Source organism: Foliimonas ilicis (assembly GCF_039939195.1).
Lineage (GTDB): Bacteria > Pseudomonadota > Alphaproteobacteria > Rhizobiales > Rhizobiaceae > Foliimonas > Foliimonas ilicis.
This window is the reverse complement of the sequence record NZ_JBDUUH010000003.1, coordinates 93,029-114,619: the sequence shown is the minus strand read 5'-3', so window position 1 is coordinate 114,619 and position 21,591 is coordinate 93,029. Positions and strand designations below refer to the sequence as shown.

Sequence of the window (21,591 nt, the reverse complement as noted above, 5' to 3'; positions counted from 1 at the left end):
ATGGAGACTGACATGACCCACACGATCCCTAGCCTGAAACTGACTCACGAAGGCGCACTTGCAATCGCCAGAGCCGCAATCTCTCACGCGGAAAAGATCGGCGTTCCGCAGAACGTTTCGATCGTCGATGACGGCGGAAACATGCTGGTTTTCGTTAGAATGGACGGCGCAAAGCTGCTGTCTGGCGAAACCTCGAAATCGAAGGCAATGTCGGCAGCCTCGCACCGTCAGCCGACGTCGCGTCTCGACCCCGCGCTCGAAGTCAAACTTGCCATCGCTTCCGGTGGACGGTTGACCAATCTTGAGGGTGGCTTTCCCATCGTTGTCGACGGTGCCTGCATCGGCGCAATCGGCGTCGGCTCCGGCAGCGGCGCGCAGGACATCGAAGTCGCACTGGCCGGACTGGCAGCCATCGGCGCAAAGGCTGACTTTTAATGACAGCAAGCATGCAAGCCATCGTAGCGCGCAATACGGGCGGACCCGAAGTCCTTGAGCTCGTCCAAAGACCGATCCCGAATCCGGGATCGGACGAAGTTCTGATCGAGGTTGAAGCCGCTGGCGTCAACCGCCCTGATCTGATGCAGCGGACCGGCGCCATTCCACTGCCGCAAGGCGTCACCGACATTTTTGGGCTGGAAGTCGCAGGGCGTGTGGTGGGAGGCAGCGACGCGCTCATCGGCAAGCGGGTGATGGCTCTGGTGAAGGGCGGCGGTTATGCTCAATATTGCATCGCCAAAGCGGAGCATTGTCTGCCATGCCCAGACGGCTTGTCGATGGTGGAAGCGGCTGCACTGCCGGAATCGCTTTTCACCGTATGGCACAAACTGTTCGAGCGCGGCCGTCTCGCGAAAGGCGAAACCGTGCTGATCCATGGCGGCGCGAGCGGCATCGGCACGATGGCGATCCAGATGGCGATCGCACGTGGCGCGCATGCGATTGCCACGGTCGGCAGCGATGCGAAGAAAGCCGCCGTCGAAAAGCTCGGCGCAATTGGCATCAACTACAAAACGGACGATTTCGTCAAAGCCGCAAAAGCAGCCACGGATGCGCGCGGGGTAGATGTCGTTCTGGATATTGTCGGCGGTTCATATGTCGCGCGCAATCTCGATGCACTCGCGCCGGGCGGGCGGCATGTCAGCCTGTCATTCATGGAGGGTGCTGTCGTGCCAATCGACCTCGGCATAGTTATGCGCAAGGGGCTTTACCTCACCTCTTCTACACTGCGCCCTAAGTCGGACGCTGAGAAATCCGGTATCGCTTCCGCACTTTTGAATGAGATCATGCCACTAGTCGATGCAGGACGCATTCGCCCCCTGATCCACAAACAGTTCGTTCTCGGTCAGGCCGCTGAGGCGCATCGTCTGCTCGAAGCCAATGAAAATATCGGCAAGGTCGTGCTTGTTCCGGAAAGAGCTTGAGATGATGCAGCCCATGGAACTCTTCTTCGCCCCGACCTCGCCCTATGTGCGCAAGGTCATGGCATGTGCCATCGAGCTTGGCGTCGAAGACAAGATCATCTGCCTGCCAAGTGCTGCAAATCCGATCAAGCGTGATACGCGTATCGCCACTTTCAACCCGCTTGCGAAAGTGCCTGCGGCGCGGCTCGAGGATGGAACATTTCTCTTCGACAGCCGTGTTATCTGCGAATATCTGAACGACGCAGCCGGTGGGTCGCTGTTCACATCCGGATCCGCACGGTGGCGTGTCCTCACGGAGCAAGCGCTTGGCGACGGTCTTCTCGATGCCGCGCTGCTTGCCCGTTACGAAGAGACGTCCCGAACGCCGGACCAAAGATCGGAAGTCTGGAGGGAGTCGCAGATGACCAAGATCGATGCGGCGCTCGACCATATGGAAGAAACCGTCGAAATTTTCGGCACAGAAGTCACGATCGGTAGCCTGACGATTGCATCTTCGCTCGGCTATCTCGATTTCCGCTTCAGCGGAGTGGATTGGCGTTCGCCGCGGCCAAAACTCGCCTCATGGTACGCGGATTTCATTCTGCGGCCATCCATGAGCCGGACGGCCCCGCACGAATAGGCTCAGAAATCCACCTCGGTTGCGATGCCTTTTTCGACCGCGAGTTTGACCACGGAAGACGCAACCGCAAGGTCCTGAAGGCCGACGCCGGTGCCATCGAAAATGGTTATTTCATCACTGGAATTGCGACCTGCATCCGTGCCGTTAACAACTGCACCGAGTTCGCGAATATCCGTTTGCGCGATAGTTCCCGCTGCAATCGCGTGCTGAAATTCGCCAATCGTCACGGACTGCGCGATTTCATCTGTGAAAAGCCGCGCGCGTGCAACCAGAGCCGCATCGACTTCCTGCTTGCCCTTGGTGTCCGTACCCATACAGGCAATGTGCGTTCCCGGCTTCACTCCATCCGACATCAAAATCGGCTTAAAGCTGGACGTGATCGTCACGATGACATCTGCCTGCACGGCCAGATCCTTCAGCGAAACACTTTCGAATGGCAGGCCTAGCTCATCAGCTACTTTAGCCAACCCTTCGAGCTTTTCTGGCGAGCGGTTCCACGCAACGACGCGTTCGAAATTGCGCTGCTCCACGACAGCGCGCAGTTGGAACGCAGCCTGGTGACCCGCACCGACAATCCCCAGCACCTTCGAATCCTGTCGTGCAAGATGGGCGACCGAAACAGCGGCGGCAGCGGCGGTGCGCAATGCCGTCAACAGATTTCCGCCAACAATGGCGCGGCATTTTCCGGTATCCGCATCGAACAGAAAAATCGTCGATTGATGATTGGTCAGACCCTTCGCGGCATTGCCCGGCCAGTAGCCGCCGGATTTCAGGCCGAGATCGAGCGTCGCCTTGTCGAAACCGGATTTGAACCCGTAAAGCGCATCCGCATGCCCGATCGCTTCACGGACAACCGGAAAGTTCCTTGCTTTCCCGGCCGCCATTGAAGCGAAGACTTTTTCGACAGCCTCGAAAGCAGCCTCGCGCGTCATCAAATTCGCGATTTCGTTCTCCGGAACGATCAGCATCAGTACGCCTTGCCGCGCGCAGAAACCGGCCAGAGCGTCTCGACCTTGCCGTTGCGAACGCCGACATACCAATCGTGAACATTGCAGGTTGGGTCACAATGCCCCGGAACGAGCTTCAGCTTGTCATTGACCTTCAAGACGCCGTTTGGGTCGGAGATGACGCCGTGCTCATCGGAGCATTTGACGTATTCCACGTCGTCGCGGCCATAGATGAATGGCAGACCACTATCGACGGACTGGGCCTTCAAACCCGCATCGCAGATCGCCTTGTCGGTTTTTGCATGGGACATGACCGAGGTCAGAATGAACAGCGCGTTCTCCCACTCGCCATCGTCGATGCGCTTACCGTCCTTGTCGTGGATGCGACCATAGTCGGCATCCATGAATGCATAGGAACCGCATTGCAACTCGTTGTAGACGCCGGATGTGCCCTCGAAATAATAGGACCCGGTGCCGCCGCCGCCGACGATGTCGCAAGTCAGACCCTCTGCCTTCAATGCTTCGACCGCATCACTAACCTGAGCAACCGCGATGTCGATCTTCGCCTTGCGGTCCTCGAATTTGTCGAGATGCTGCATGGCGCCCTGATAGGCTTGAATGCCGGAGAATTTCAGACCCTTCGCGGCATCGATTGCCTTGGCAATCTCAACAACCGCCTCAGTAGTCACGACACCGCAACGGCCTGCGCCGCAATCGATCTCGACAAGGCATTCGATCTCTGTGCCGTGCTTCTGTGCAGCCTTCGAAAGATCGGCGACATTGGCGACATCGTCGACGCAGACGATGGTGCGCGCGCCCAATTTCGGCAGTCGCGCCAGCCGGTCAATCTTGGCTGGGTCACGTACCTGATTGGACACCAGAATGTCCTTGATGCCGCCGCGCGCGAATACTTCCGCCTCAGAAACCTTCTGGCAGCAGACGCCGCACGATCCGCCAAGTTCTTCCTGAAGTTTGGCGACATCGACCGATTTATGCATCTTGCCGTGAATGCGGTGGCGCACGCCCATCTTCTTGGCAATGTCGCCCATCTTCTTGATATTGCGCTCCAGTGCATCGAGGTCGAGTACAAGGCAGGGCGTCTGGATATCGGCTTCTTTCATGCCGGGAATGGCTGGAACGTCGAAACCGACATCGAGGTTTTCGATCTTCGTCATGTCGTTCATCAGATTTTCTCCTTCAGGCCTGCATCCAGGGCAGCTTCGCCAGATCGACATTGCCGCCGGTGAGAATGACACCAACCCGCTTACCGCGGAATGTGTCGGGGTTCTTCAAAATGGTAGCCAGCGGCACGGCGGAGCTCGGCTCCATCACGATCTTCATGCGCTGCCAAATCAGCTTCATCGCATCGACAATCTCGGTTTCGCTGGCCGTCAAAATATCGGAGACGTCGGTCGAAACGAAATGCCAGGTCAGTTCCTTCAAAGGCACTTTCAACCCGTCAGCCACCGTTTCCGGCGCGTCGTCTGCAATGATATGCCCGGCGCGGAAACTGCGCGCCGCATCGTCTGCCTGTTCCGGTTCTGCGGCAATAACTTTCACGTCGGGAGCAATTGCAGCCAGCGTCAGGCATGTGCCTGAAATCATGCCGCCACCGCCGATCGGCGCCACGACCATATCCAGCCCGCCACCGAAATCCTTCATCTGGTCGACCAGTTCCAGGCTGCATGTGCCCTGCCCGGCAATCACTCTTGGATCGTTATAGGGATGGACGAAATCAGCGCCGGTTTCAGCGTGGACGCGCGCGAAAAATTCCTCGCGGCTCGATGTGGACGGCTCGCATTCAGTGATGATGCCGCCATATCCTTTGACCGCATCTTTCTTCGCCTGCGGCGCAGTACGCGGCATGACCACATGGCACGGAATGCCGCGTCGTCCGGCCGCATAGGCAAGCGACAGAGCATGATTGCCGGACGAATGCGTGGCAACGCCTTTGCGCGCCACTTCATCGCTCAGACCGAACACGGCATTGGAAGCGCCGCGCGCCTTGAAGGCACCGGCCTTCTGGAAGTTCTCACATTTGAAGAAAAGTTCAGCGCCGGCAAGGCTATCGAGATAGCTCGACCGCAAGACCGGCGTGCGGTGGATGTACGGTTTCACCCGCTCATGCGCCGTTTTGACATCATCAAAAGTCGGAATATACATGGTGCCTGCATCCATTACGCTGCCGCCTTCTCGCTCATCTTGCCGCCCAGCCGGTAGACATTCTGCGCCGCGGCGACGCCCGAGCCAAGTTTGATCGGCAGGCCGAGATCGACCATCACCATCTCGACCGTCGCCAGACCCGAAAGCATCATCGCGTCAGTCAGGCTGCCGAGATGGCCAATCCGGAAGACTTTACCTGCAACATCGCCGAGCCCGACACCGAAAGCCATGCCATACTGGCTGGCTGCGCGCGTGACGATTTCAGTGGCGTTGAAGCCGTCTGGCGTGCGGATGGCGCTGACCGTATCGGAATAAAGATCCGGCGAGACAGCACAAAGCGGCATGTTCCATGCACGAGCCGCGGCGCGAACACCTTCAGCTATCCGCGTATGACGGGCAAAAACATTCTCCAACCCCTCATCGAGCAGCATGGAGATCGACAGCCGCAGACCGTTCATCAGGCCGACCGGCGGCGTATAGGGAAACGCGTTGTTCGCGTAGCTCTTGGCCATGTCGCGAACATCGAAAAAGGTCCGCGGCAATCCTGCGGTTTCGACCGCTTTCATCGCCTTTTGAGAAAAGCCGACAATCGCCAGGCCCGGCGGCAGCATGAAGCCTTTTTGCGAACCGGTGACGGCAATATCGACGCCCCATTCGTCAAACCGGAAATCCATCGAGGCTATCGAGCTGACGCCATCGACCAATAGAAGCGCCGGATGGCCTGTCGCATCGAGGGCGCGTCGCACCGCTGCGATGTCGGATTTGACACCGGTTGCCGTTTCATTGTGGGTGGCAAGCACCGCTTTGATCCGATGATCGCGGTCTGCCCGCAATATCTCTTCATAGCGCCCTGTGGGGATGCCCTCGCCCCAGATGGCCGGAACCACTTCAACGTCGAGACCGTGACGCTGGCACATATCGATCCAGCGATGCGAGAACATGCCGTTACGTGCCGCGAGAATTTTATCCCCGGACGAAAGCGTGTTTGTGATCGCAGTTTCCCAGCCGCCAGTTCCCGTGGACGGGAAGATAAAGATATGCGCATCGCGCGATTTCAGAACCGTTCGTACCCCTTCGAGACAAGGCGCGAGGATGTTTCCAAATACTGGCGAACGATGGTCGATGGTTGGCATTGAACAGGCGTTGCGGATTTCTTCCGGCATATTCGTCGGGCCAGGTATGAAAACCGGATTCTGAAAGCTCATTGGACGCTCCATCGGATTATTCAACTCAGTTTAAGCGCTCAAAATGAAATAATCCATTTTTCTGAAAAACTTTTTCTTTTTATTAGAAAAATGTTTTTATGTATTAATTTCAAATGGTTGTTATTTTTCAAACCGCAACGACTCTTGCCGTCGCGCAAATTAAATACCGGGCGCAGCTTCGATCCGAGCGAACCCGCGCCGCGTCATCTAACGACGCGCGCCGGTCCGAAACGGAAATGCTGCATGGCGGTTCACATCCTTGTAGAGAAGGTAGCGAAACTTGCCCGGACCGCCCGCGTAGCAGGCCTGCGGGCAGAAGGCGCGAAGCCACATATAGTCGCCAGCTTCAACCTCGACCCAGTCCTTGTTCAGTCGATAGACCGCCTTTCCCTCAAGCACGTAAAGCCCATGCTCCATGACATGGGTTTCGCAGAACGGAATCGCCGCTCCGGGCTCAAGGGTTACAATCGTCACATGCATGTCGTGGCGCATGTCTTCCGGATCAACGAAGCGGGTAGTCGCCCATTTGCCGTCAGTGTCCGGCATTGGTGTTGGCGCAACATCTCGCTCATTGGCGACGATCGGTTCGGGAAAGTCGAGGCCCTCGACCGCTTCGTAGGCTTTTCGAACCCAATGGAAGCGTGTCAAAGCACCGCTGGAGTTTTTCAGCGTCCAGTTCGAGCCTGCCGGGATGTAGGCATAGCCGCCGCCTTGCATCTCATGCGTTTTTCCCTCGATGGTCAGAGTCAACGCACCATCGAGAACAAAGAGCACACCCTGAACTCCACTGTCCGGTTCGGGACGATCACTGCCGCCACCCGGCGCGACTTCCATGATGTATTGAGAAAAAGTCTCGGCAAAACCGGAGAGAGGACGGGCCAGCACCCAGAGGCGTGTCTTTGTCCAGAAGGGCAGAAAACTTGTCACGATGTCACGCATCGTACCCTTGGGGATCACGGCATAGGCATCGGTGAACACCGCACGGCCCGTCAGCAGTTCCGTTTGACAGGGATGACCGCCGATAGGCGCGAAATAGGTAGGATTCGACACTTTCTTCTCCATAAAACTTTGAAATGAATGCAGACGACGATCATCGATCGTCAAAGCGTGCTGCCTGGCGGCAGTTCGGCGGCGGTAGTTTTACCGCCGCCGGATCGCTGCCTAGCTTCTGGCCGGGCTGACGACGAGTGCTGGCGTTGTTTCGTCGAGAATCTCAGGCGTTGTGGCGACCTTCTCGCCGGCGAGAACGCGACGGGCTTTGTCTTTGTCTATGTCGCCTTCCCATGTTGCGATAACGACGGTCGCCACGCAGTTGCCGATGAGATTGCCAAGCGCCCGCACGATACCCACGAACCAATCCACGGACAGGACAAGGACCAGCCCGATCATAGGAATGTCAGGAATAGCCGAGAGTGTTGCCGCCAGAACGACGATTGCTGATCCGGGAATTCCGTGTGCGCCTTTCGACGTCAGCAAAGCGACACCAAGGATCAGCAGCATGTGACCGAACGACAGGTCGGTATTCGTCGCCTGTGCGATGAAGACCACGACAAGCGTGAGGTAAAGCGAGAACGCATCCAGGTTGAAGGAATAGCCAGTCGGTATGACGAGGCCGACGGTCGAGTCCTTGATGCCCAGCCCTTCGAGCTTGCGCATTATCTGCGGCAGCACACTGTCGGATGACGCCGTTCCTGCAACCACCACCAATTCCTCACGGAAGTAACGGATAAGGCTGACGATGCTGAAGCCTGCCATCTTCAGGATCGTACCGAGCACGACGAATACGAAGAAGAATACGCCGCCGTAAAACAGGAGCACCAGAACGCCCAGTTGCTGGAGCGACGCGACGCCGTACTTTCCCACCGTGAAAGCAACCGCACCGAGAACGCCGAGCGGCGCGAGACGAACGATGAAGCCGATGATCTTGAACAGAACCGCAGTCACCTGTTCGATCGTGTTGGCAAGAGGCCGCCCCTTGTCACCCATCAGCGCCAGTCCGGAACCAAACAGGATGGCGATCAGAAGCACCTGAAGGATGTCACCCGTGGTGAAGGCATTGAAGATCGTTGTTGGAATGATCTTCATGAAGAAGCCGACGGAGTCGGTCACTTGCTCGGCATTTGCCGTGTAGGATGAAAGGGCATTCGCATCCAGCGAGTTAACATCGACGTTCATGCCCTGGCCGGGTGAGAACGTGTAGGCAATGATAATGCCCAGGATTAGCGCAATGGTCGTGACCACCTCGAAATAGATGAGGGATTTCAGACCGACGCGGCCGACTTTCTTGAGATCGCCTGCGCCCACGATGCCGTGCACCACGACGCCGAACACCAATGGCGCGATTATCATTTTGATGAGCTTGATGAAGCCATCCCCCAGCGGCTTCAACGCTACCGCGAAATCGGGCCAGAAAATACCGAGTGTAATGCCCAGAAAAAGAGCGATTACAACTTGTCCGAAAAGCGACTTGGCAAAACGTTTCAAATGATCCTCCCGATCAACCGTTTTCTTCACAACACCAAATATATGAGCTTGAAGCGCTTGGCCCATTCAGCCCCTGCGGGCAGAATCCAACACCTAAAAGGCGCGGTCTGGCATTGCGAGCGAGACAATGATGCACATACAGGATCGGCAACCTTTTCCCTGCCGATATTCCGTCGAGCGATGTCGGCTGCACAATCCGGCCATACGATCTAGACGTCAAATATTTCTTTAGTTACTATCTATATGTTTTTGATATAGATGGATCAGGCTTCTGGAACTCCGGCACCTTCGCTATTTTGTCGCCGTGGCCGACGCGCTCAGCTTCACGGTGGCCGCTGAAAAACTGGGTGTTTCTCAGCCGCCCTTGAGTCAGCAGATAAAATCCCTGGAAGCGGAACTCGGCGTCGATCTCTTCAAACGTTCGAGCCGGCAAGTCGGCCTCACGCGTGCCGGATCGGCTTTCCTCGAGCGAGCACGGTCGATCCTTGAACAGGTACACGGCGCTTCCGAACATGCTCGATCCATCGGCAGCGGAAGTTCGGGTATATTGAATATCGGCCTGACGGGTTCGGTGCTGATCGGCCCGCTGGCGCATATAATGAAGGCATTCAGCACCCGTTATCCCAATGTCGATGTGCGCACCCATGAAATGTCGCCGGGAGAGCAGATCGTCGCCCTCAAGGCGCGGCGCACCGACCTCAGCTTTTTAAGAAGTCCGCCTGACGATCTCGATCTCACACTGGAACTGGGATGGCGCGAAAAAGTCGTGGTGGTTCTGCCGAAAGACCATCCTCTCGCCCGGCACAGGATTATCAAACTTCGCTGGTTGAAGGACGAACGATACGTCTCGCTGCGCTTGAAGGATTCCCGCTTCGCGAACGAGCTTATGAATGCCTGTATTGCGCAAGGTTTCGTACCGCGCATCACACAGCAGGTGGTTGAATCCTATTCTCTGCTTAGTCTTGTCGCCGCTGAGTTCGGCATCGCGCTTGCGCCCGAATCCGTCAGCCAGCTTTCTCATCCGAACGTCGTCTACCGGTCGCTTGAAGAGCCCTCTCTCATCGCGGATGTCTTTGCCGTTCGCCTCTCCCATGATGACGCAATCATCGAGAACTTTCTCTCTACGATGCGCGAAGAGCTATTGCACAACACACCCAGTTTTAATGGCGCACAAACTGGTCCTGACCAGACTTAGATCGTCACTCCGTCAAAAATCGCAGGACGCGCCTTTCGAACCATGGCGTTTTCCAGATGTGCCGCGAGAAGATCGGCGGCACGACTAATCTCGTTCGTCTCCAACGCATCAAGGATTGCGAGATGCTCTTCATTCTGCTGGCGCACCTGCTCCCGATTCAAGGTCTGCCTGTATTCGACAAGCCGGCGAAGCTGGTTCTGACGAGCGATGATTTGCGGCAGAAAACGATTGCCGGAAAGCACCGCCAAGCCTTCATGAAACTGCGAGTTGGTCTCGAACAGCTCGATCTGGCCCAGCGACTGCCAGCCGCCATCACGCACGATCTCTTGCTGCCGCCGCAAGCGGGCGAGCATGTCAGCATCGATGCGAAACGTCTCGCAAAGCAGGCCTTGAGGCTCAAGCATGCGGCGAAGCTGATAATTTTCGCGATATGCAGACATGGAATCGATAAGCGGTGCGAAGCGATAACCTCTGCCTTCGCGCGGTTCTATCCAGCCCTCACGAGCAATCCGGGTGAGAATGCGATGTATGGCATTGCGCGGCATGTCGTAGCGCCGTGATAACTCGCTTTCGGTGACGTCCTGAGGCAGCTTTCCGGTCAGCCTGTCGTCGGCAATTGCAAGATAGATGCGATCCTCCCCGGACGATTGACTGTCCGGTGCTGCCTGAAGATTTTTTACGAAAAAGCCCTTGTTGGCGATCTGTTCGACAATGCCGCGTTCTGCAAGCAATGCCAGCGCGGCGCGAATGGGCGACCGCGAAGTGCTCAAAAGCTTTTCAAGCTTTGCTTCAGTCAGATGATGACCGGCCTCAAGCCCTTCCACACGCAAATCGATGAGAATGCGTTCTGCCAATTGTTCATGGAGAGGATTGGCCATCAGCGTTTCGCCCCTGTGTCTAAACTTTGCGATAGCACGTATTGCGCAGACTCCGGAATTGTTTCAATGTAGGATTTAATACAATTTAATCGGCAATAATGTGAAGTGTGAGACAGCGCAAATTGGACGATCATTCCCGTTATTTTTCAGCCTCTGAGCTCGAGATTTTCGCAGCAGCCTTGTTCCGGCAGGCAGGTCTTTCCGAGAGCGATGCTGAGATCGTTGCAAGCGATCTGGTCAAGGCCAATCTCCGGGGCATCGATTCTCACGGCGTCTCGCGTATTCCGATGTATCTGAACCGCTTGCGGCAGGGGCTGGTAAAAGCACGTCCAAACATAACGGTCGTGAAAGCGGCGAATGCCGTTGCCTCTGTCGATGGGGACAATGGCATGGGTTTTCTGGCCGCTCACCGCGCTATGGATGAAGCCATCAACATGGCCCGCGAAAACGGCATCGGACTGGTCGGTGTGAAACGCTCGACCCATTTCGGAATGGGAGCGCTCTATGCGCTTCAGGCAATCGAGGCCGGCTATATCTCGATGATTTTCACCAACTCCTCCCCCGCCATTCCGATGTGGGGCGGCCGGAGCACATTTCTCGGTGCCAGCCCGATTGCGGCGGGCGTACCCGGCGGCAAGCATCCGCCCTATGTGATGGACATGGCCATGACAGTCGTCGCGCGCGGCAAAATCCGGCTGGCCGCCATGAAGGGCGAGAAAATTCCGACTGGCCTTGCTTTGGACAATGAAGGCAACCCGACCACCGACGCGGCAAAAGCCTTTGAAGGCGTTTGCCTGCCATTTGGCGGCGTGAAAGGCTCAGTGCTTGCGACATTGATGGATTTGATGTCGGGCGTTTTCACCGGCGCCAATTATGCCGGACGGGTGAAAAGCCTCTATTTCGATCACTCCGAGCCGCAAAATGTCGGGCACCTGTTTTTCGCAATCAAGCCCGATCTCTTCATGACGTTTGAAGACTTCGACCAGCGTATGGACGACTTCGTCGAAACGGCGCGAGCCTTGCCCAGGGCAGCAGGGGTCGATGAGATTCTGATGCCGGGCGAGCCAGAAGCGCGTTGCGAGGCTGAACGATTGCGAACGGGCATTCCAATAACTGCCAATGTCATCGCCGATCTCAAGCAGGAAGGTGATGCTGCGGGCATCGAATTTCCAGAAGGCTTGAACACGTCGCTGGCGGGCGTTTCCTGATGAAAGGCAACGCATTATCAGCCCATATCGGATACCTCTTTTCCAAACTGCCATTGGAAAAGCGCGTGCCGGCGGCACGCAAAGCCGGGTTCGACGCCGTCGAACATCCCTCCCCATTCGCGTTGTCTGCAAAAGAATTGCGCAAGCAATTGAACGACGAAGGCATGTCTTTTTCCCAACTTGCAGGCGGTGCGGGTGATGCCAGTCGCGGCGAAAAGGGACTGGCAGCACTTGCGGGACGCGCGCAGGACTTTCGCGCCAGCTTTCTCAAAGCACTCGATTATGCCGAGGAAATAGACTGCCCGTTTATTCATCCCATGGCGGGCGTCGCGAGCGATCGCGTGATTGCCGGGTCAGTCTATCGCGACAACATCGCATTTGCCGTCGAAGCATGCCGCGGGCGCGGCCCATCCGTTCTCATTGAGGCGATCAGCCGGACAGTTGTACCGGACTATTTCATGGGCAAATTGGACGATGCTGTAGCGATTTCCAATGATTTTGAGCCCGGCGAAATCTCCATACTGTTGGACACATATCACGCTGCGGCCGAAGGCATTGATGCAGGAGCATTCATTGCCGCTCACGGAGGCCGTCTCGGTCACATCCACATCGCCGACCATCCCGGACGCCATCAGCCGGGTACCGGCAATATCGACTTTGCCAAATTTCTCTCAGGACTTTCCGCCGCCGGTTTCAGCAGGGCCATCGGCTTCGAATACATCCCCGAAGGCGAAACGCTAGCTTCACTGGGCTGGCTTCCGGAATGGAAAGCCAGACTGGCCAATCACCGACCCGCAGCACTTGCCTGAGCCGCTCAATTTTCACAAATCGAGGACATCAAATGAACCAGCGAGCAGAAATCTTCCGTCCCGACGACATTCGCCCGCGCGAACGTGGCGGCGGGGCAAGGACAATTCCCCTGGTCAGCCGTGCTTCGGGCACGACCAGTTTCATCAATGGCATAACAGAGTTTCAGCCGGGCGCCGCGATCCCCGTTCACAGCCACAATTGCGAAGAAAGCGTCATGCTGCTCGAAGGTGACGCCATTGCAGAAATCGACGGCAAGCAGCATCGGCTAAAGCCCCATGACACGACCTACATTCCGGCAAACCTGCCCCACCGCTTCATCAACGCGTCGGAAAATGCGCCAATGAAGATCTTATGGATATACGCGTCAGTCGATGCGACCCGTACCATCGTTGAGACGGGCGATACACGCTCGATCGATGACGAGCACGCGAAGGGCTAGTCAGGCGATCCATGCGGGAGCGTGCGTGCCTAACGGAACCGGCACCGAAGGCCAGCGCCATGCAGCGTCTTGCAGCGGCGATTTCAGCGCCGTAACCAGACCGAAATCGGTTTGATATTCAGCCAGAAAAGGCGTCGCCTGCTCGAACGTCATGCTGGCATCCGGCATTGCGGTTTCCACGCCAAGGCTGGAGTAAGTCGACCACATCCATTCCGATGTTTGCGCCAGCGAAAGACGCACGCTCCAGCTTCCGCCCTCTTCATATTGTCGAATAAGCGCGATCATCGCGCCGAAGGCCGCCAAATATCCGCTGAGATAATCCAGCGGCTGGCAAGGCAAATTGCGCGGCTTGGACTTACCATCCCAGCACATGCCAGTGGTCGCCTGAACGAGACTGTCATAGCCCCGGCGACCAGACCACGGCCCCATTTCGGAGAACGCGTCGAGGTCGATATGAATTATGCCGGGATGCTTTTTGGATAGGCTTTGCGCGTCAAACCCTTTGGCTGCGAGCGCGCCAGGACGATATGAATCGAGAAAGATGTCCGCCTCGCAAAGCAATCGTTTGAGCCTCTCGCTGTCCTTGCGCAGATCGACAAATGCGGCCCGCTTGCCGAAACCCGTATCGATGACGAGAGATTCGATAGAAGGTAGGCCCGGCCCGGAGACGAGCAGAACCTCCCCGCCGAATTCCGCGACAGTACGAGCCGACATCGGGCCGGCGATCACGCGCGAAAGGTCGAGCATACGAATGCCCGAAAGTGGTTCAGCACCGCTTGAAATGCTGCGCAGAGGCGCGTCGCCGATACGGTTCACGCTGAGCATCTTCTGACTAAGTACAGCGTCGGCCTGCGGCTCGGCCAACCATTCCTCGCGAGTTCGGACAGCCGCGATGCACAGGCCTTTTGCGATACCTTCCGCTTCCAGCTCAAATGGATCACGCTTTTTTACCGCCTGCGCGACGTCATCGACATGCCGAACACCCAGCATCTCAAGAACGCCATCGCGCAGATGCGGGAAATTTCCGTGCAGAAACACCCAACGATCATTCGCTGCTTCGTAAAATCCGGTGAACGGATCACGGAATTTGACAGCCTTCCCATCGACCAGGAGATAGCTTGAGCTCGCCATGGATAAACCGGAATGACGCGTGCTGACGCGAACGGCGCGTTTCTTACCGGTTCTGATTTCATGAATGCGCGAAGCGGCAAGCCCCACTGCAGCAAGCGACGCGACCGCGTTTGCCGTGACAGGCCAGGGGGTCGGTAGAGACAGCCCATCGTCAACGATCTCAAGACGGTCGAGCGGAGCATCCTCCCATCCGACCGTTGCGAGGAGTTCCGCAAGTATCGGCGCCATCCTGTCCTGATACATCACAACCTTCCGAGGTTCGGCACCGAGACTGTGCCGCGCATCAGACAGCGTGCAGTTCGGAATGCGGTGGTGCGCTTAACGTTCCAGCCGCCCCTATCGCTGACATCCGCACCGACCGGCAGAACACCGGATGGATTGCCAATTCGAATTTCCTGCCAGACATTCGGGCGGCAGAGGCGCTGGGCGATCGTTCCTTCAATGCGGCAAGCTGCACCAAGACACATCGCGGCAGTGAGCGTGACGGCGCGATGCGCGCGCTCCATCGACACCATGCGGATTGAGACGTCGTAGGCCCCGGCCTCGACTTCAACCTTGTCCAGACGCTGGAAACGCGCGGGCGCTCCGACAAGCGCCACCTTGGGGTTGGAGAGGCCGACAGCTTCAGGCGTTGCACCCAATCCCATCAGCACCCCGCCCAAGCGGCGGATTTCATCGAGCCTCGCCATTAATCCGGGCCGCGCCTCGATTTCGTCAGGCCCTTCCGCGCCAGTCATACCGAGCGCGGACGCTGAGACGAAGACGACCGGATTTGTCGCATCGATCAGCGAAACCTCGATCTCGGTTCCGTCTGAGATTTTGATGCGGTCGATGACATTGCCCGTCGGGAGCAACCCGTTGGTCACCGTGCCGCCCGGATCGAGAAAATCGAGCGCGATCTTCGCGCCTGTTCCGGCAACACCTGCGATGGCGAAGTCGCCTTGCGTTTCGGCTTTTCCATCGATGACCGGAAAGCGCGCGTGAATGATCTTAGACGTGTTGACCTGATGGATGCGGACAAGAGCCTCGCCATCTTTGGCGTCCACCAAGCCCTCATCGACTGCGAACGGCCCGACGGCCGAAGAGAGGTTGCCGCAATTGGCGCCCCAGTCGACGATTGGCCGATCCACGGCAACTTGCGCAAAAGTATAATCGACATCGGCGTCCGCACGCGCCGAAGGACCGATCATTACGGCCTTGGAAAGTGACGAAAGGCCTCCGCCCATACCGTTGAGCTGACGGCCATAAGGGTCCGGGCTGCCCAAAACCGAGAGATAGATATTGGCTATATCATCGCGTGTTTCGGGCAGGTCAGCGGCATTGAAGAATACGCCTTTGCTGCTTCCACCTCGATAAAAGGCGGCGTTTATCCAGCTTTGGGTCATTACAGCTCCTCCTCTGCAATGTTTTCGCGGCTCAGGCCGCGTGTTCGGCAGCTCCGTAACCGGCGCGTCGTCCGAAGACCGCACCTGATGTCAGGCCGGACCCGCCGGGATAGCCATTGAAGAACACGCCGCCGACAAGCTCGCCGCATGCGAACAATCCATCGATTGCCGAGCCGTCAGCGCGCTGAACCGCGCCGTCCTCGCCGACTTTCAGCCCGCCATAGGTGAAGGTGATGCCACCGGTAACGGGGTAAGCGCGAAACGGACCCTTTTCGATGGTCTGCGCCCAGTTGGACTTCGGCAGGTCGAGACCCTTGGTGCCCTTGCCGTCCTTGATGGTCGGGTCGAATGGCGTTTGCGAATCCACTGCCGCGTTGTAGGCGGCTAATGTTTCGCGAACCTTCGCCTTGTCCTCGATGCCATCGAGCTTTTCGATCAGCGCGTCGAGAGTATCGGCTTCCACGAAATGGGCGTCGTGGAACAGATATTCTCCGTAGAAGAGATCGAAGACCTTGGAATCGAAAATCTGCCAGGCGAAATGGCCGGGCTGTTCCAGCACCGCGCGACCAAACTGCGCGTAGGTGTAATTGCGGAAATCCTTGCCCTCATCGACAAAGCGGTCGCCATTGGCGTTGAGCATCACGCCCAGGAAATAGCAAATCTTGCGGTAGTTCTTGCGCTCCATATGCGGCAGTTCAAGATTGCCATAGTCGGCCATGAACAGATCCATCGGCGTCGCGTGGCAGCCTTCGAAAAAGCCATACTCCTGCGCACCGAGCGCTACTGCCATCTCCAGGCCGCGGCCCGTATTGTGAGGCGTGCCGCGCACTTTGGCACCGATCCAGTTCTTGCCCAGATATTTTTCGCGCAGTTCAGCGCTGGCCTCAAAACCACCGCAACCAAGTACGACGGCCTTGGCGGAAATATCCTCTGCCTTGCCATCGGACGAACGCGTTTTGACACCGACGACTTTTCCGTTCTCGACGATTAGATCGACGACTTCGCACCCGAAGCGTATTTGGCCGCCCTTTTTCGTAAAGGCTTCCATTTCCGATTCCACAAGCCCGACGCCTTCTTCCTCGGCAGCCAAGGTCAAGCCGCCCCAGAAAACATGCTTGCCGTCTTTAAGGAAGGACTGGCGCGAGTAGATCGGTTCGAATTTGACGTCGTGAGATGCGAGCCAGAGCATCGTGTCATAGCTCTTTTCGATCAACGCTTTCTGCTCGACACTCAATGGGCGGCCATCATTGAAATGCAAGAGATCGGCGGCGAATTTTTCCTGCGTGTATGTGCCGAATTCGGTGTTCGGAATACGCTCGTCTTCGGGATCGAGCAGCAGCGGGAGCAATTCTTCATTGGAGGTATAGGCAAAGCGCATCGCACCTGCCGTATATTTCGAATTGCCGCCGGCAAGATCGGTCTCAGCCTTTTCAACGACAAGAACGGACTTGCCCTTTTCCTGCGCGGCAATGGCAGCACAAAGCGCTGCATTGCCCGATCCGACCACCACAACGTCCCAAGGCTGACCCATAAATCTTCTCCAAATCGGACCTGATATTTACCGCTAATTACATCAACTCAATTTCGCATGCAATTGTATACAGAAAATTTTGACATGCGGCCTTGCCACTAGCCAAGCTCCACAAAGGCTTGCTGGCTAGGACTGTTCGCTTTCCAGAATGGCGAGACGGGTTTCGAGGGCAGATGTTATGTGGTTGAGCCCGGCTTTCGCCGCAGCATCGATGTCACGTCCCTTGATCGCGGCGACAATCGCGTCGTGTTCGAGCTTGCCGCTCGCTATGCGTCCAGGATGAACGAAAGTCGTCTGCGGCAAAAGCGCGATGGTTTCCTGTAATTCCTCGACGGCAACCCGGAGATATCGATTGCGGGCCGCATCATAGAGGCGAGCGTGGAAAACACGGTTCAGCCGCGCTGCTTCCTGTGATGTTTCTGCCGCCCCGAACTGCTCGTTTACGCGCTCGAGATTGGAGATTTCGACATCTGTCGCATGCTGGGCGGCAAAGCGCGCGACAAGGCTCTCAAGCTCCTTGCGCATGGCGTAAAGCTCGAAAATCTGCTGCATACTGAGGACAGTTACAGCCAAACCCCTGCCGGATGCGGCTTCGAGAAGGCCTTTCTCCTGCAATCGCCCCAGCGCTTCACGAACAGGGGTGCGGCTGACACCAAGCCGATGCGCGACTTCTTCCTCCCGCAACCGGTCGCCTGGACCGTAAATTCCCTCATGAATCGCATTCAGGATGGCCTGATAGGTGTTCTGGCCGCGGGTTACCTGCACTATTCCGGTCGACATTCGAAATCCAAAACGAGCGTAAAATCACGCATGATTACGTATTGTGAGCCCCCCCATCGCGAAGAAGCAGTATGCAAGTGTGCACGAAAATCGATATTACAAGAACACGGTTACCGAGATGGGGGGCGTGCCCTCCCAACACCGCTAATCATTAGCTCCATTCCTGACACGCTTATCCCTGTTCTGATTTATGTCAACTTTCATTCTACGCATCCGCACCTTTATCATCGGCACCCTCGGCGGGGTTGTCGGCTTCCTGTTGGGTTTGCCGCTCGGCTGGCTGATGGGCGCGATGATCGCGACAATTCCGTTCGCCATTGCAGGCATGAATATGCCGTCGTCATGGCGTTTGCGACAGATTATGGTCGGGGTTATCGGCGTGATGGTCGGCGGCTCGTTCCGGCCAGATGTCGTCGAGAATGCGATGCAATGGCCGTTTTCCCTGGCGGCGGTGGGAATTTACGTGCTGATCATGACGATCGTCGGCGTATTCACCTGCATTTACATCGGTAAGATGGACCGGCTGACTGCTGCATTTTCCGCGGCACCCGGCGGCCTCAGCGAACTTTTGATCCTAGGTCCTGCACTTGGCGCCGATGTCCGCACGCTCAGCCTGGTCCACGGCATGCGGCTGGTGGTGATCCTGCTTACCGTGCCTGTTATCGTAGCGACGATCGGCCTGGCCTCACTTGGCGGCACGGCGGTTATCGACAGATCCGTAAATCTAGGCATTTCCATGCCATTGCAGGACGCAGCAATCCTTCTCGCATGTCTTTTCATTGGCATGCTGATGGCCAGAAAGTTGAGATTTCCGGCAGCCAATCTAACCGGCCCGCTGCTGCTGAGCGCACTCGCCCATTTCAGCGGGCTAACATCGTTTCACCCGCCCCAACTCATAGTCATCATTGCGCAGATCACCATCGGGGTATCCATCGCACAGTTTTTTGTTGGTATCACCGGCAGGCAAATGCTGAGCGGATTGGCCATCGGAGGCGGGCTGACTGCCATGTCGCTTTCGCTGGCAGCCTTGTTCGCCTTGGCGTTCGAAGCTTATCTCGACATTCCATTTTCAATGGGTTTCATCGCTCTCGTACCCGGCGGCCTGCCGGAAATGAGCCTGATCTCGATTTCACTCGGTATCGATCCGGCTTTTGTGAGCATGCACCATCTGTTTCGTGTCGTGCTGCTGCTGACACTCTGCCCTATTCTCATTCCCCTATGGGCCGGGAAAGCAGCGCCGACCCCGCCACCGTGAAGGTTCTGGTTCGCCTTTCATCCCAATGATGGTTTGATAGGAATACCGTTTTCCCTCTCGCAGAGTTGCCAATGCCGCATTTCGACCCGATCACAGCACGCCTCATTCTCGCACTTGAACGTTACGGGTCCATCGCCAAGACGGCTGAGCATGAGAACATCGCACCATCGGCTGTCAGCCGGCGCATCGCTGATCTTGAATCACGGCTCGACACCGTGCTGCTGGACCGTTCGGCCAGCGGTGTAAAACTGACCAAGGCGGGCGAAGCCTATACCAGCCATTGTCGACGTATTTTTCGCGAAATAGCCGATCTCGACAGTGAGATGACGCATTATGTGAGCGGAGAACAGGGCGAGCTGCGCATTGCTGCTTCCAGTTCGGCCTTATCCGGGCGGCTTCCCGAACTTCTGGCCGATTTCGCCCGCGGCCATAAAGGAATCCGGCTCGATATTCGCGAAATGGGCGCGGGAAAGGCCCTTTCCGTACTTGAGGATGCGCAGGTGGATATGGCTGTCATCGCCGACAACTATGATTTCACGCGTTTCGATACCTTCCCCTTCGAGGACGATCACGTCTGGGTCATCGCGCCGCGCGAACATCCCTTGGGAGAACGGATCGCGAAAGAGAAGCGATTGGCATTCTCGGATGTCATGGGGCACGAAATCGTCGGCATACACCATATGGGCGCGCTCGACAGATTGTTGAATGAAGCCGCAAAGACATTCGGGCGCACGCTTGCATCGCGGGTCAATGTCGAGAGCTTCGCATCGCTTGTGAGGATGGTCGAGGCCGGATTCGGCATCGGCTTTCTGCGCCATTCGTGCCTGCATCTTCTGGCCGGAACGGACCTCGTCGGCGCCCGCCTGACCGATGCATGGGCGTTGCGGCAGTTGGTTGCAGCAACCCGGAAGAAAGCCGGAATGGCGGCACCCATGAAGGCGTTTCTCAGGCAGGCGAAATCGAGCTACACGCCCCTGCCCTGAAGTTGCGCCAGCACGAGATAAAATCGCGTCCGAAATTATTGCATACTATTGTACACTAAATATAGAAATAGGAATGGGAGGAGAAAAACGGTTGAAAACGCATATTTCTCATGAGGAATTGACGTGTCTCACAACCGCGCTTTTCAAGGCTAACGGATTACCGCAGCGCGATGCCGATCGTGTCGCGGAATGTCTGGTTCTGGCTGATTTACGCGGGGTTTCCTCACACGGCATCTCCCGCCTGCCCATCTATCTGGAAAGGCTGCGCAGCGGGTTGGTCAATCCCAATCCGTCGCTTGCGCTGGAAGAGCCTACACCCGTCTGCGCACTGCTCGACGGCGACAATGGATTTGGATTCGTCGTTGCGACACGTGCGATGGAAGCCGCGATCAAACGGGCCGAAAAGTTCGGCATCGGCATGGTCGGCGTCAAGCATTCGGCGCATTTCGGCATGGCTGCCTGCTACCTCTTGCAAGCGATTGACAAGGGTTATGCCAGCTTCGTGTTCACCAATGCGTCGCCGACAATGCCGGTATGGGGCGCAAGCGAGCCGTTTCTCGGAACCAGTCCTTTCGCGTTCGGTGCACCCGGTGGAAAGGGAGGGCTGCCGATGATTCTCGACATGGCGACCTCCGTCGTCGCGCGCGGCAAGATCCGGCGAGCGGCAGCACTTGGAGAGCCGGTCCCCGAAGGCTGGGCGCTCGACAAGGACGGCAACCCGACCACCGATGCGAAAAAAGCTTACGACGGGATCATCCTGCCCCTTGGCGGACCGAAAGGCTCGGCGCTTTCGTTGATGATGGAGGTGATGGCTGGGGTCATGACTGGCGCAGCCTTCGCGGGCGATGTCGGCAATCAGTATGAGGATATGGATCGCCCGCAAGATGTCGGTCACTGCTTTATCGCAATCAATCCCAAAATCTTCATGGGAGATGATTATGCGGAGCGGATGCAGACATTGATGACGCGCGCGAAGGCTTCGCGTCCTATCGACCCCGCGCAACCTGTTCTGGCTCCCGGCGAACCGGAAGCTCTGCGTGAGGCGGAGCGTAGGCGGACCGGAATCCCGCTCGAGGAAGAAGACATCATGATGCTTGCAGCTCTCGCTGATAAAGCAGGTATCAAGGCGGACTGGCTCAATTCAAAGAAGGAATTCTAGA

At 57.0% G+C, this 21,591-nt stretch carries 21 protein-coding genes; 10 read left to right on the top strand and 11 right to left on the bottom strand.

Going from position 1 to position 21,591, the window contains the following annotated elements; translation table 11 throughout:
* Positions 1–12 precede the first annotated feature (12 nt).
* From ABFT80_RS08710 to ABFT80_RS08700, 3 genes are read left to right on the top strand one after another with little or no spacing between them, the layout of a single operon-like run.
* Positions 13–435 carry a GlcG/HbpS family heme-binding protein gene (locus ABFT80_RS08710; RefSeq protein ID WP_347971503.1) on the top strand — a complete coding sequence of 141 codons (423 nt, stop codon included), beginning with the start codon at positions 13–15 and terminating at the stop codon, positions 433–435.
* Positions 435–1,418 carry an NAD(P)H-quinone oxidoreductase gene (locus ABFT80_RS08705; protein ID WP_347971502.1) on the top strand — a complete coding sequence of 328 codons (984 nt, stop codon included), beginning with the start codon at positions 435–437 and terminating at the stop codon, positions 1,416–1,418. Before ABFT80_RS08710 ends, ABFT80_RS08705 begins: the two co-directional genes overlap by 1 nt.
* Before the next feature lies 1 nt (position 1,419).
* Positions 1,420–2,037, top strand: a complete 618-nt coding sequence (locus ABFT80_RS08700) for a glutathione S-transferase family protein (RefSeq protein ID WP_347971501.1) — start codon at positions 1,420–1,422, stop codon at positions 2,035–2,037.
* A 2-nt stretch (positions 2,038–2,039) separates the two neighbouring features.
* Here ABFT80_RS08700 and bhcD read toward each other — a convergent pair whose 3' ends face one another.
* From bhcD to dctA, 6 genes are all read right to left on the bottom strand, one after another.
* On the bottom strand, positions 2,040–3,005 hold the full coding sequence (bhcD, locus tag ABFT80_RS08695) for an iminosuccinate reductase BhcD (RefSeq protein WP_347971500.1): 966 nt from the start codon (positions 3,003–3,005) through the stop codon (positions 2,040–2,042).
* On the bottom strand, positions 3,005–4,168 hold the full coding sequence (bhcC, locus tag ABFT80_RS08690) for a 3-hydroxy-D-aspartate aldolase BhcC (protein WP_347971499.1): 1,164 nt from the start codon (positions 4,166–4,168) through the stop codon (positions 3,005–3,007). Before bhcC ends, bhcD begins: the two co-directional genes overlap by 1 nt.
* A gap of 13 nt (positions 4,169–4,181) precedes the next feature.
* Complete coding sequence (gene bhcB, locus ABFT80_RS08685) at positions 4,182–5,147, bottom strand: beta-hydroxyaspartate dehydratase BhcB (RefSeq protein ID WP_347971498.1); 966 nt, start codon at positions 5,145–5,147, stop codon at positions 4,182–4,184.
* A 14-nt stretch (positions 5,148–5,161) separates the two neighbouring features.
* Positions 5,162–6,352 carry an L-aspartate--glyoxylate aminotransferase BhcA gene (gene bhcA / locus ABFT80_RS08680; RefSeq protein ID WP_347971497.1) on the bottom strand — a complete coding sequence of 397 codons (1,191 nt, stop codon included), beginning with the start codon at positions 6,350–6,352 and terminating at the stop codon, positions 5,162–5,164.
* A gap of 207 nt (positions 6,353–6,559) precedes the next feature.
* Positions 6,560–7,414 (bottom strand): bifunctional allantoicase/(S)-ureidoglycine aminohydrolase, encoded by an 855-nt coding sequence (locus tag ABFT80_RS08675; protein WP_347971496.1) that lies wholly within the window; start codon positions 7,412–7,414, stop codon positions 6,560–6,562.
* A 99-nt stretch (positions 7,415–7,513) separates the two neighbouring features.
* On the bottom strand, positions 7,514–8,836 hold the full coding sequence (dctA, locus tag ABFT80_RS08670; protein ID WP_347971495.1) for a C4-dicarboxylate transporter DctA: 1,323 nt from the start codon (positions 8,834–8,836) through the stop codon (positions 7,514–7,516).
* A gap of 262 nt (positions 8,837–9,098) precedes the next feature.
* On the opposite strand from dctA, the gene ABFT80_RS08665 reads away from it, so the two are divergent.
* On the top strand, positions 9,099–10,031 hold the full coding sequence (locus tag ABFT80_RS08665) for a LysR family transcriptional regulator (RefSeq protein ID WP_347971823.1): 933 nt from the start codon (positions 9,099–9,101) through the stop codon (positions 10,029–10,031).
* Here the strand turns inward: ABFT80_RS08665 and ABFT80_RS08660 are convergent.
* Complete coding sequence (locus ABFT80_RS08660) at positions 10,028–10,909, bottom strand: GntR family transcriptional regulator (protein ID WP_347971494.1); 882 nt, start codon at positions 10,907–10,909, stop codon at positions 10,028–10,030. The genes ABFT80_RS08665 and ABFT80_RS08660 overlap by 4 nt on opposite strands.
* Before the next feature lie 122 nt (positions 10,910–11,031).
* Between ABFT80_RS08660 and ABFT80_RS08655 the strand changes: the two genes are divergently transcribed.
* The 3 genes from ABFT80_RS08655 to ABFT80_RS08645 are packed head-to-tail and all read left to right on the top strand — an operon-like array spanning position 11,032 to position 13,366.
* The gene (locus ABFT80_RS08655) at positions 11,032–12,117 is read left to right on the top strand and encodes an Ldh family oxidoreductase (protein WP_347971493.1); all 1,086 of its coding nucleotides are present in this window, start codon (positions 11,032–11,034) and stop codon (positions 12,115–12,117) included.
* Entirely contained in the window at positions 12,117–12,926 is an 810-nt protein-coding gene (locus ABFT80_RS08650; RefSeq protein WP_347971492.1) for a hydroxypyruvate isomerase family protein, read from the top strand. The genes ABFT80_RS08655 and ABFT80_RS08650 overlap by 1 nt, the downstream gene beginning before the upstream one ends.
* 32 nt (positions 12,927–12,958) lie before the next feature.
* Entirely contained in the window at positions 12,959–13,366 is a 408-nt protein-coding gene (locus tag ABFT80_RS08645; protein ID WP_347971491.1) for a cupin domain-containing protein, read from the top strand.
* Here ABFT80_RS08645 and ABFT80_RS08640 read toward each other — a convergent pair whose 3' ends face one another.
* From ABFT80_RS08640 to ABFT80_RS08625, 4 genes are all read right to left on the bottom strand, one after another.
* Positions 13,367–14,740 carry a CoA transferase gene (locus tag ABFT80_RS08640; RefSeq protein WP_347971490.1) on the bottom strand — a complete coding sequence of 458 codons (1,374 nt, stop codon included), beginning with the start codon at positions 14,738–14,740 and terminating at the stop codon, positions 13,367–13,369.
* Positions 14,740–15,882, bottom strand: a complete 1,143-nt coding sequence (locus ABFT80_RS08635; RefSeq protein WP_347971489.1) for a 2-methylaconitate cis-trans isomerase PrpF family protein — start codon at positions 15,880–15,882, stop codon at positions 14,740–14,742. Before ABFT80_RS08635 ends, ABFT80_RS08640 begins: the two co-directional genes overlap by 1 nt.
* Positions 15,883–15,913: 31 nt before the next feature.
* A complete protein-coding gene (tcuA, locus tag ABFT80_RS08630) occupies positions 15,914–17,413 on the bottom strand; it encodes an FAD-dependent tricarballylate dehydrogenase TcuA (protein ID WP_347971488.1) in 1,500 nt (499 codons plus the stop codon).
* A 126-nt stretch (positions 17,414–17,539) separates the two neighbouring features.
* Positions 17,540–18,193 (bottom strand): GntR family transcriptional regulator, encoded by a 654-nt coding sequence (locus tag ABFT80_RS08625; protein WP_347971487.1) that lies wholly within the window; start codon positions 18,191–18,193, stop codon positions 17,540–17,542.
* 190 nt (positions 18,194–18,383) lie between these two features.
* Here ABFT80_RS08625 and ABFT80_RS08620 point away from each other — a divergent pair, with 190 nt between their 5' ends.
* The 3 genes from ABFT80_RS08620 to ABFT80_RS08610 all read left to right on the top strand — a co-directional run bounded on the left by ABFT80_RS08620 (position 18,384) and on the right by ABFT80_RS08610 (position 21,590).
* A complete protein-coding gene (locus tag ABFT80_RS08620) occupies positions 18,384–19,448 on the top strand; it encodes an AbrB family transcriptional regulator (RefSeq protein ID WP_347971486.1) in 1,065 nt (354 codons plus the stop codon).
* Between the two features lie 71 nt (positions 19,449–19,519).
* Positions 19,520–20,431: a LysR family transcriptional regulator gene (locus ABFT80_RS08615; protein WP_347971485.1), complete on the top strand. Its 912-nt coding sequence runs from the start codon at positions 19,520–19,522 to the stop codon at positions 20,429–20,431.
* A gap of 91 nt (positions 20,432–20,522) precedes the next feature.
* Positions 20,523–21,590 carry an Ldh family oxidoreductase gene (locus tag ABFT80_RS08610; RefSeq protein ID WP_347971484.1) on the top strand — a complete coding sequence of 356 codons (1,068 nt, stop codon included), beginning with the start codon at positions 20,523–20,525 and terminating at the stop codon, positions 21,588–21,590.
* Position 21,591: the final 1 nt, after the last annotated feature.

Excerpts from the sequence above, each read along its gene's own strand:
- ABFT80_RS08705 (WP_347971502.1), top strand. The coding sequence starts at position 435 with ATGACAGCAAGCATGCAAGCCATCGTAGCGCGCAATACGGGCGGACCC.
- ABFT80_RS08710 (WP_347971503.1), top strand. The coding sequence starts at position 13 with ATGACCCACACGATCCCTAGCCTGAAACTGACTCACGAAGGCGCACTT.
- ABFT80_RS08700 (WP_347971501.1), top strand. The coding sequence starts at position 1,420 with ATGATGCAGCCCATGGAACTCTTCTTCGCCCCGACCTCGCCCTATGTG.
- ABFT80_RS08660 (WP_347971494.1), bottom strand. The coding sequence starts at position 10,909 with ATGGCCAATCCTCTCCATGAACAATTGGCAGAACGCATTCTCATCGAT.
- ABFT80_RS08625 (WP_347971487.1), bottom strand. The coding sequence starts at position 18,193 with ATGTCGACCGGAATAGTGCAGGTAACCCGCGGCCAGAACACCTATCAG.
- ABFT80_RS08645 (WP_347971491.1), top strand. The coding sequence starts at position 12,959 with ATGAACCAGCGAGCAGAAATCTTCCGTCCCGACGACATTCGCCCGCGC.
- ABFT80_RS08650 (WP_347971492.1), top strand. The coding sequence starts at position 12,117 with ATGAAAGGCAACGCATTATCAGCCCATATCGGATACCTCTTTTCCAAA.
- bhcB (WP_347971498.1), bottom strand. The coding sequence starts at position 5,147 with ATGTATATTCCGACTTTTGATGATGTCAAAACGGCGCATGAGCGGGTG.
- bhcD (WP_347971500.1), bottom strand. The coding sequence starts at position 3,005 with ATGCTGATCGTTCCGGAGAACGAAATCGCGAATTTGATGACGCGCGAG.
- ABFT80_RS08640 (WP_347971490.1), bottom strand. The coding sequence starts at position 14,740 with ATGTATCAGGACAGGATGGCGCCGATACTTGCGGAACTCCTCGCAACG.
- bhcA (WP_347971497.1), bottom strand. The coding sequence starts at position 6,352 with ATGAGCTTTCAGAATCCGGTTTTCATACCTGGCCCGACGAATATGCCG.
- ABFT80_RS08620 (WP_347971486.1), top strand. The coding sequence starts at position 18,384 with ATGTCAACTTTCATTCTACGCATCCGCACCTTTATCATCGGCACCCTC.
- ABFT80_RS08675 (WP_347971496.1), bottom strand. The coding sequence starts at position 7,414 with ATGGAGAAGAAAGTGTCGAATCCTACCTATTTCGCGCCTATCGGCGGT.
- tcuA (WP_347971488.1), bottom strand. The coding sequence starts at position 17,413 with ATGGGTCAGCCTTGGGACGTTGTGGTGGTCGGATCGGGCAATGCAGCG.
- ABFT80_RS08635 (WP_347971489.1), bottom strand. The coding sequence starts at position 15,882 with ATGACCCAAAGCTGGATAAACGCCGCCTTTTATCGAGGTGGAAGCAGC.
- bhcC (WP_347971499.1), bottom strand. The coding sequence starts at position 4,168 with ATGAACGACATGACGAAGATCGAAAACCTCGATGTCGGTTTCGACGTT.
- ABFT80_RS08615 (WP_347971485.1), top strand. The coding sequence starts at position 19,520 with ATGCCGCATTTCGACCCGATCACAGCACGCCTCATTCTCGCACTTGAA.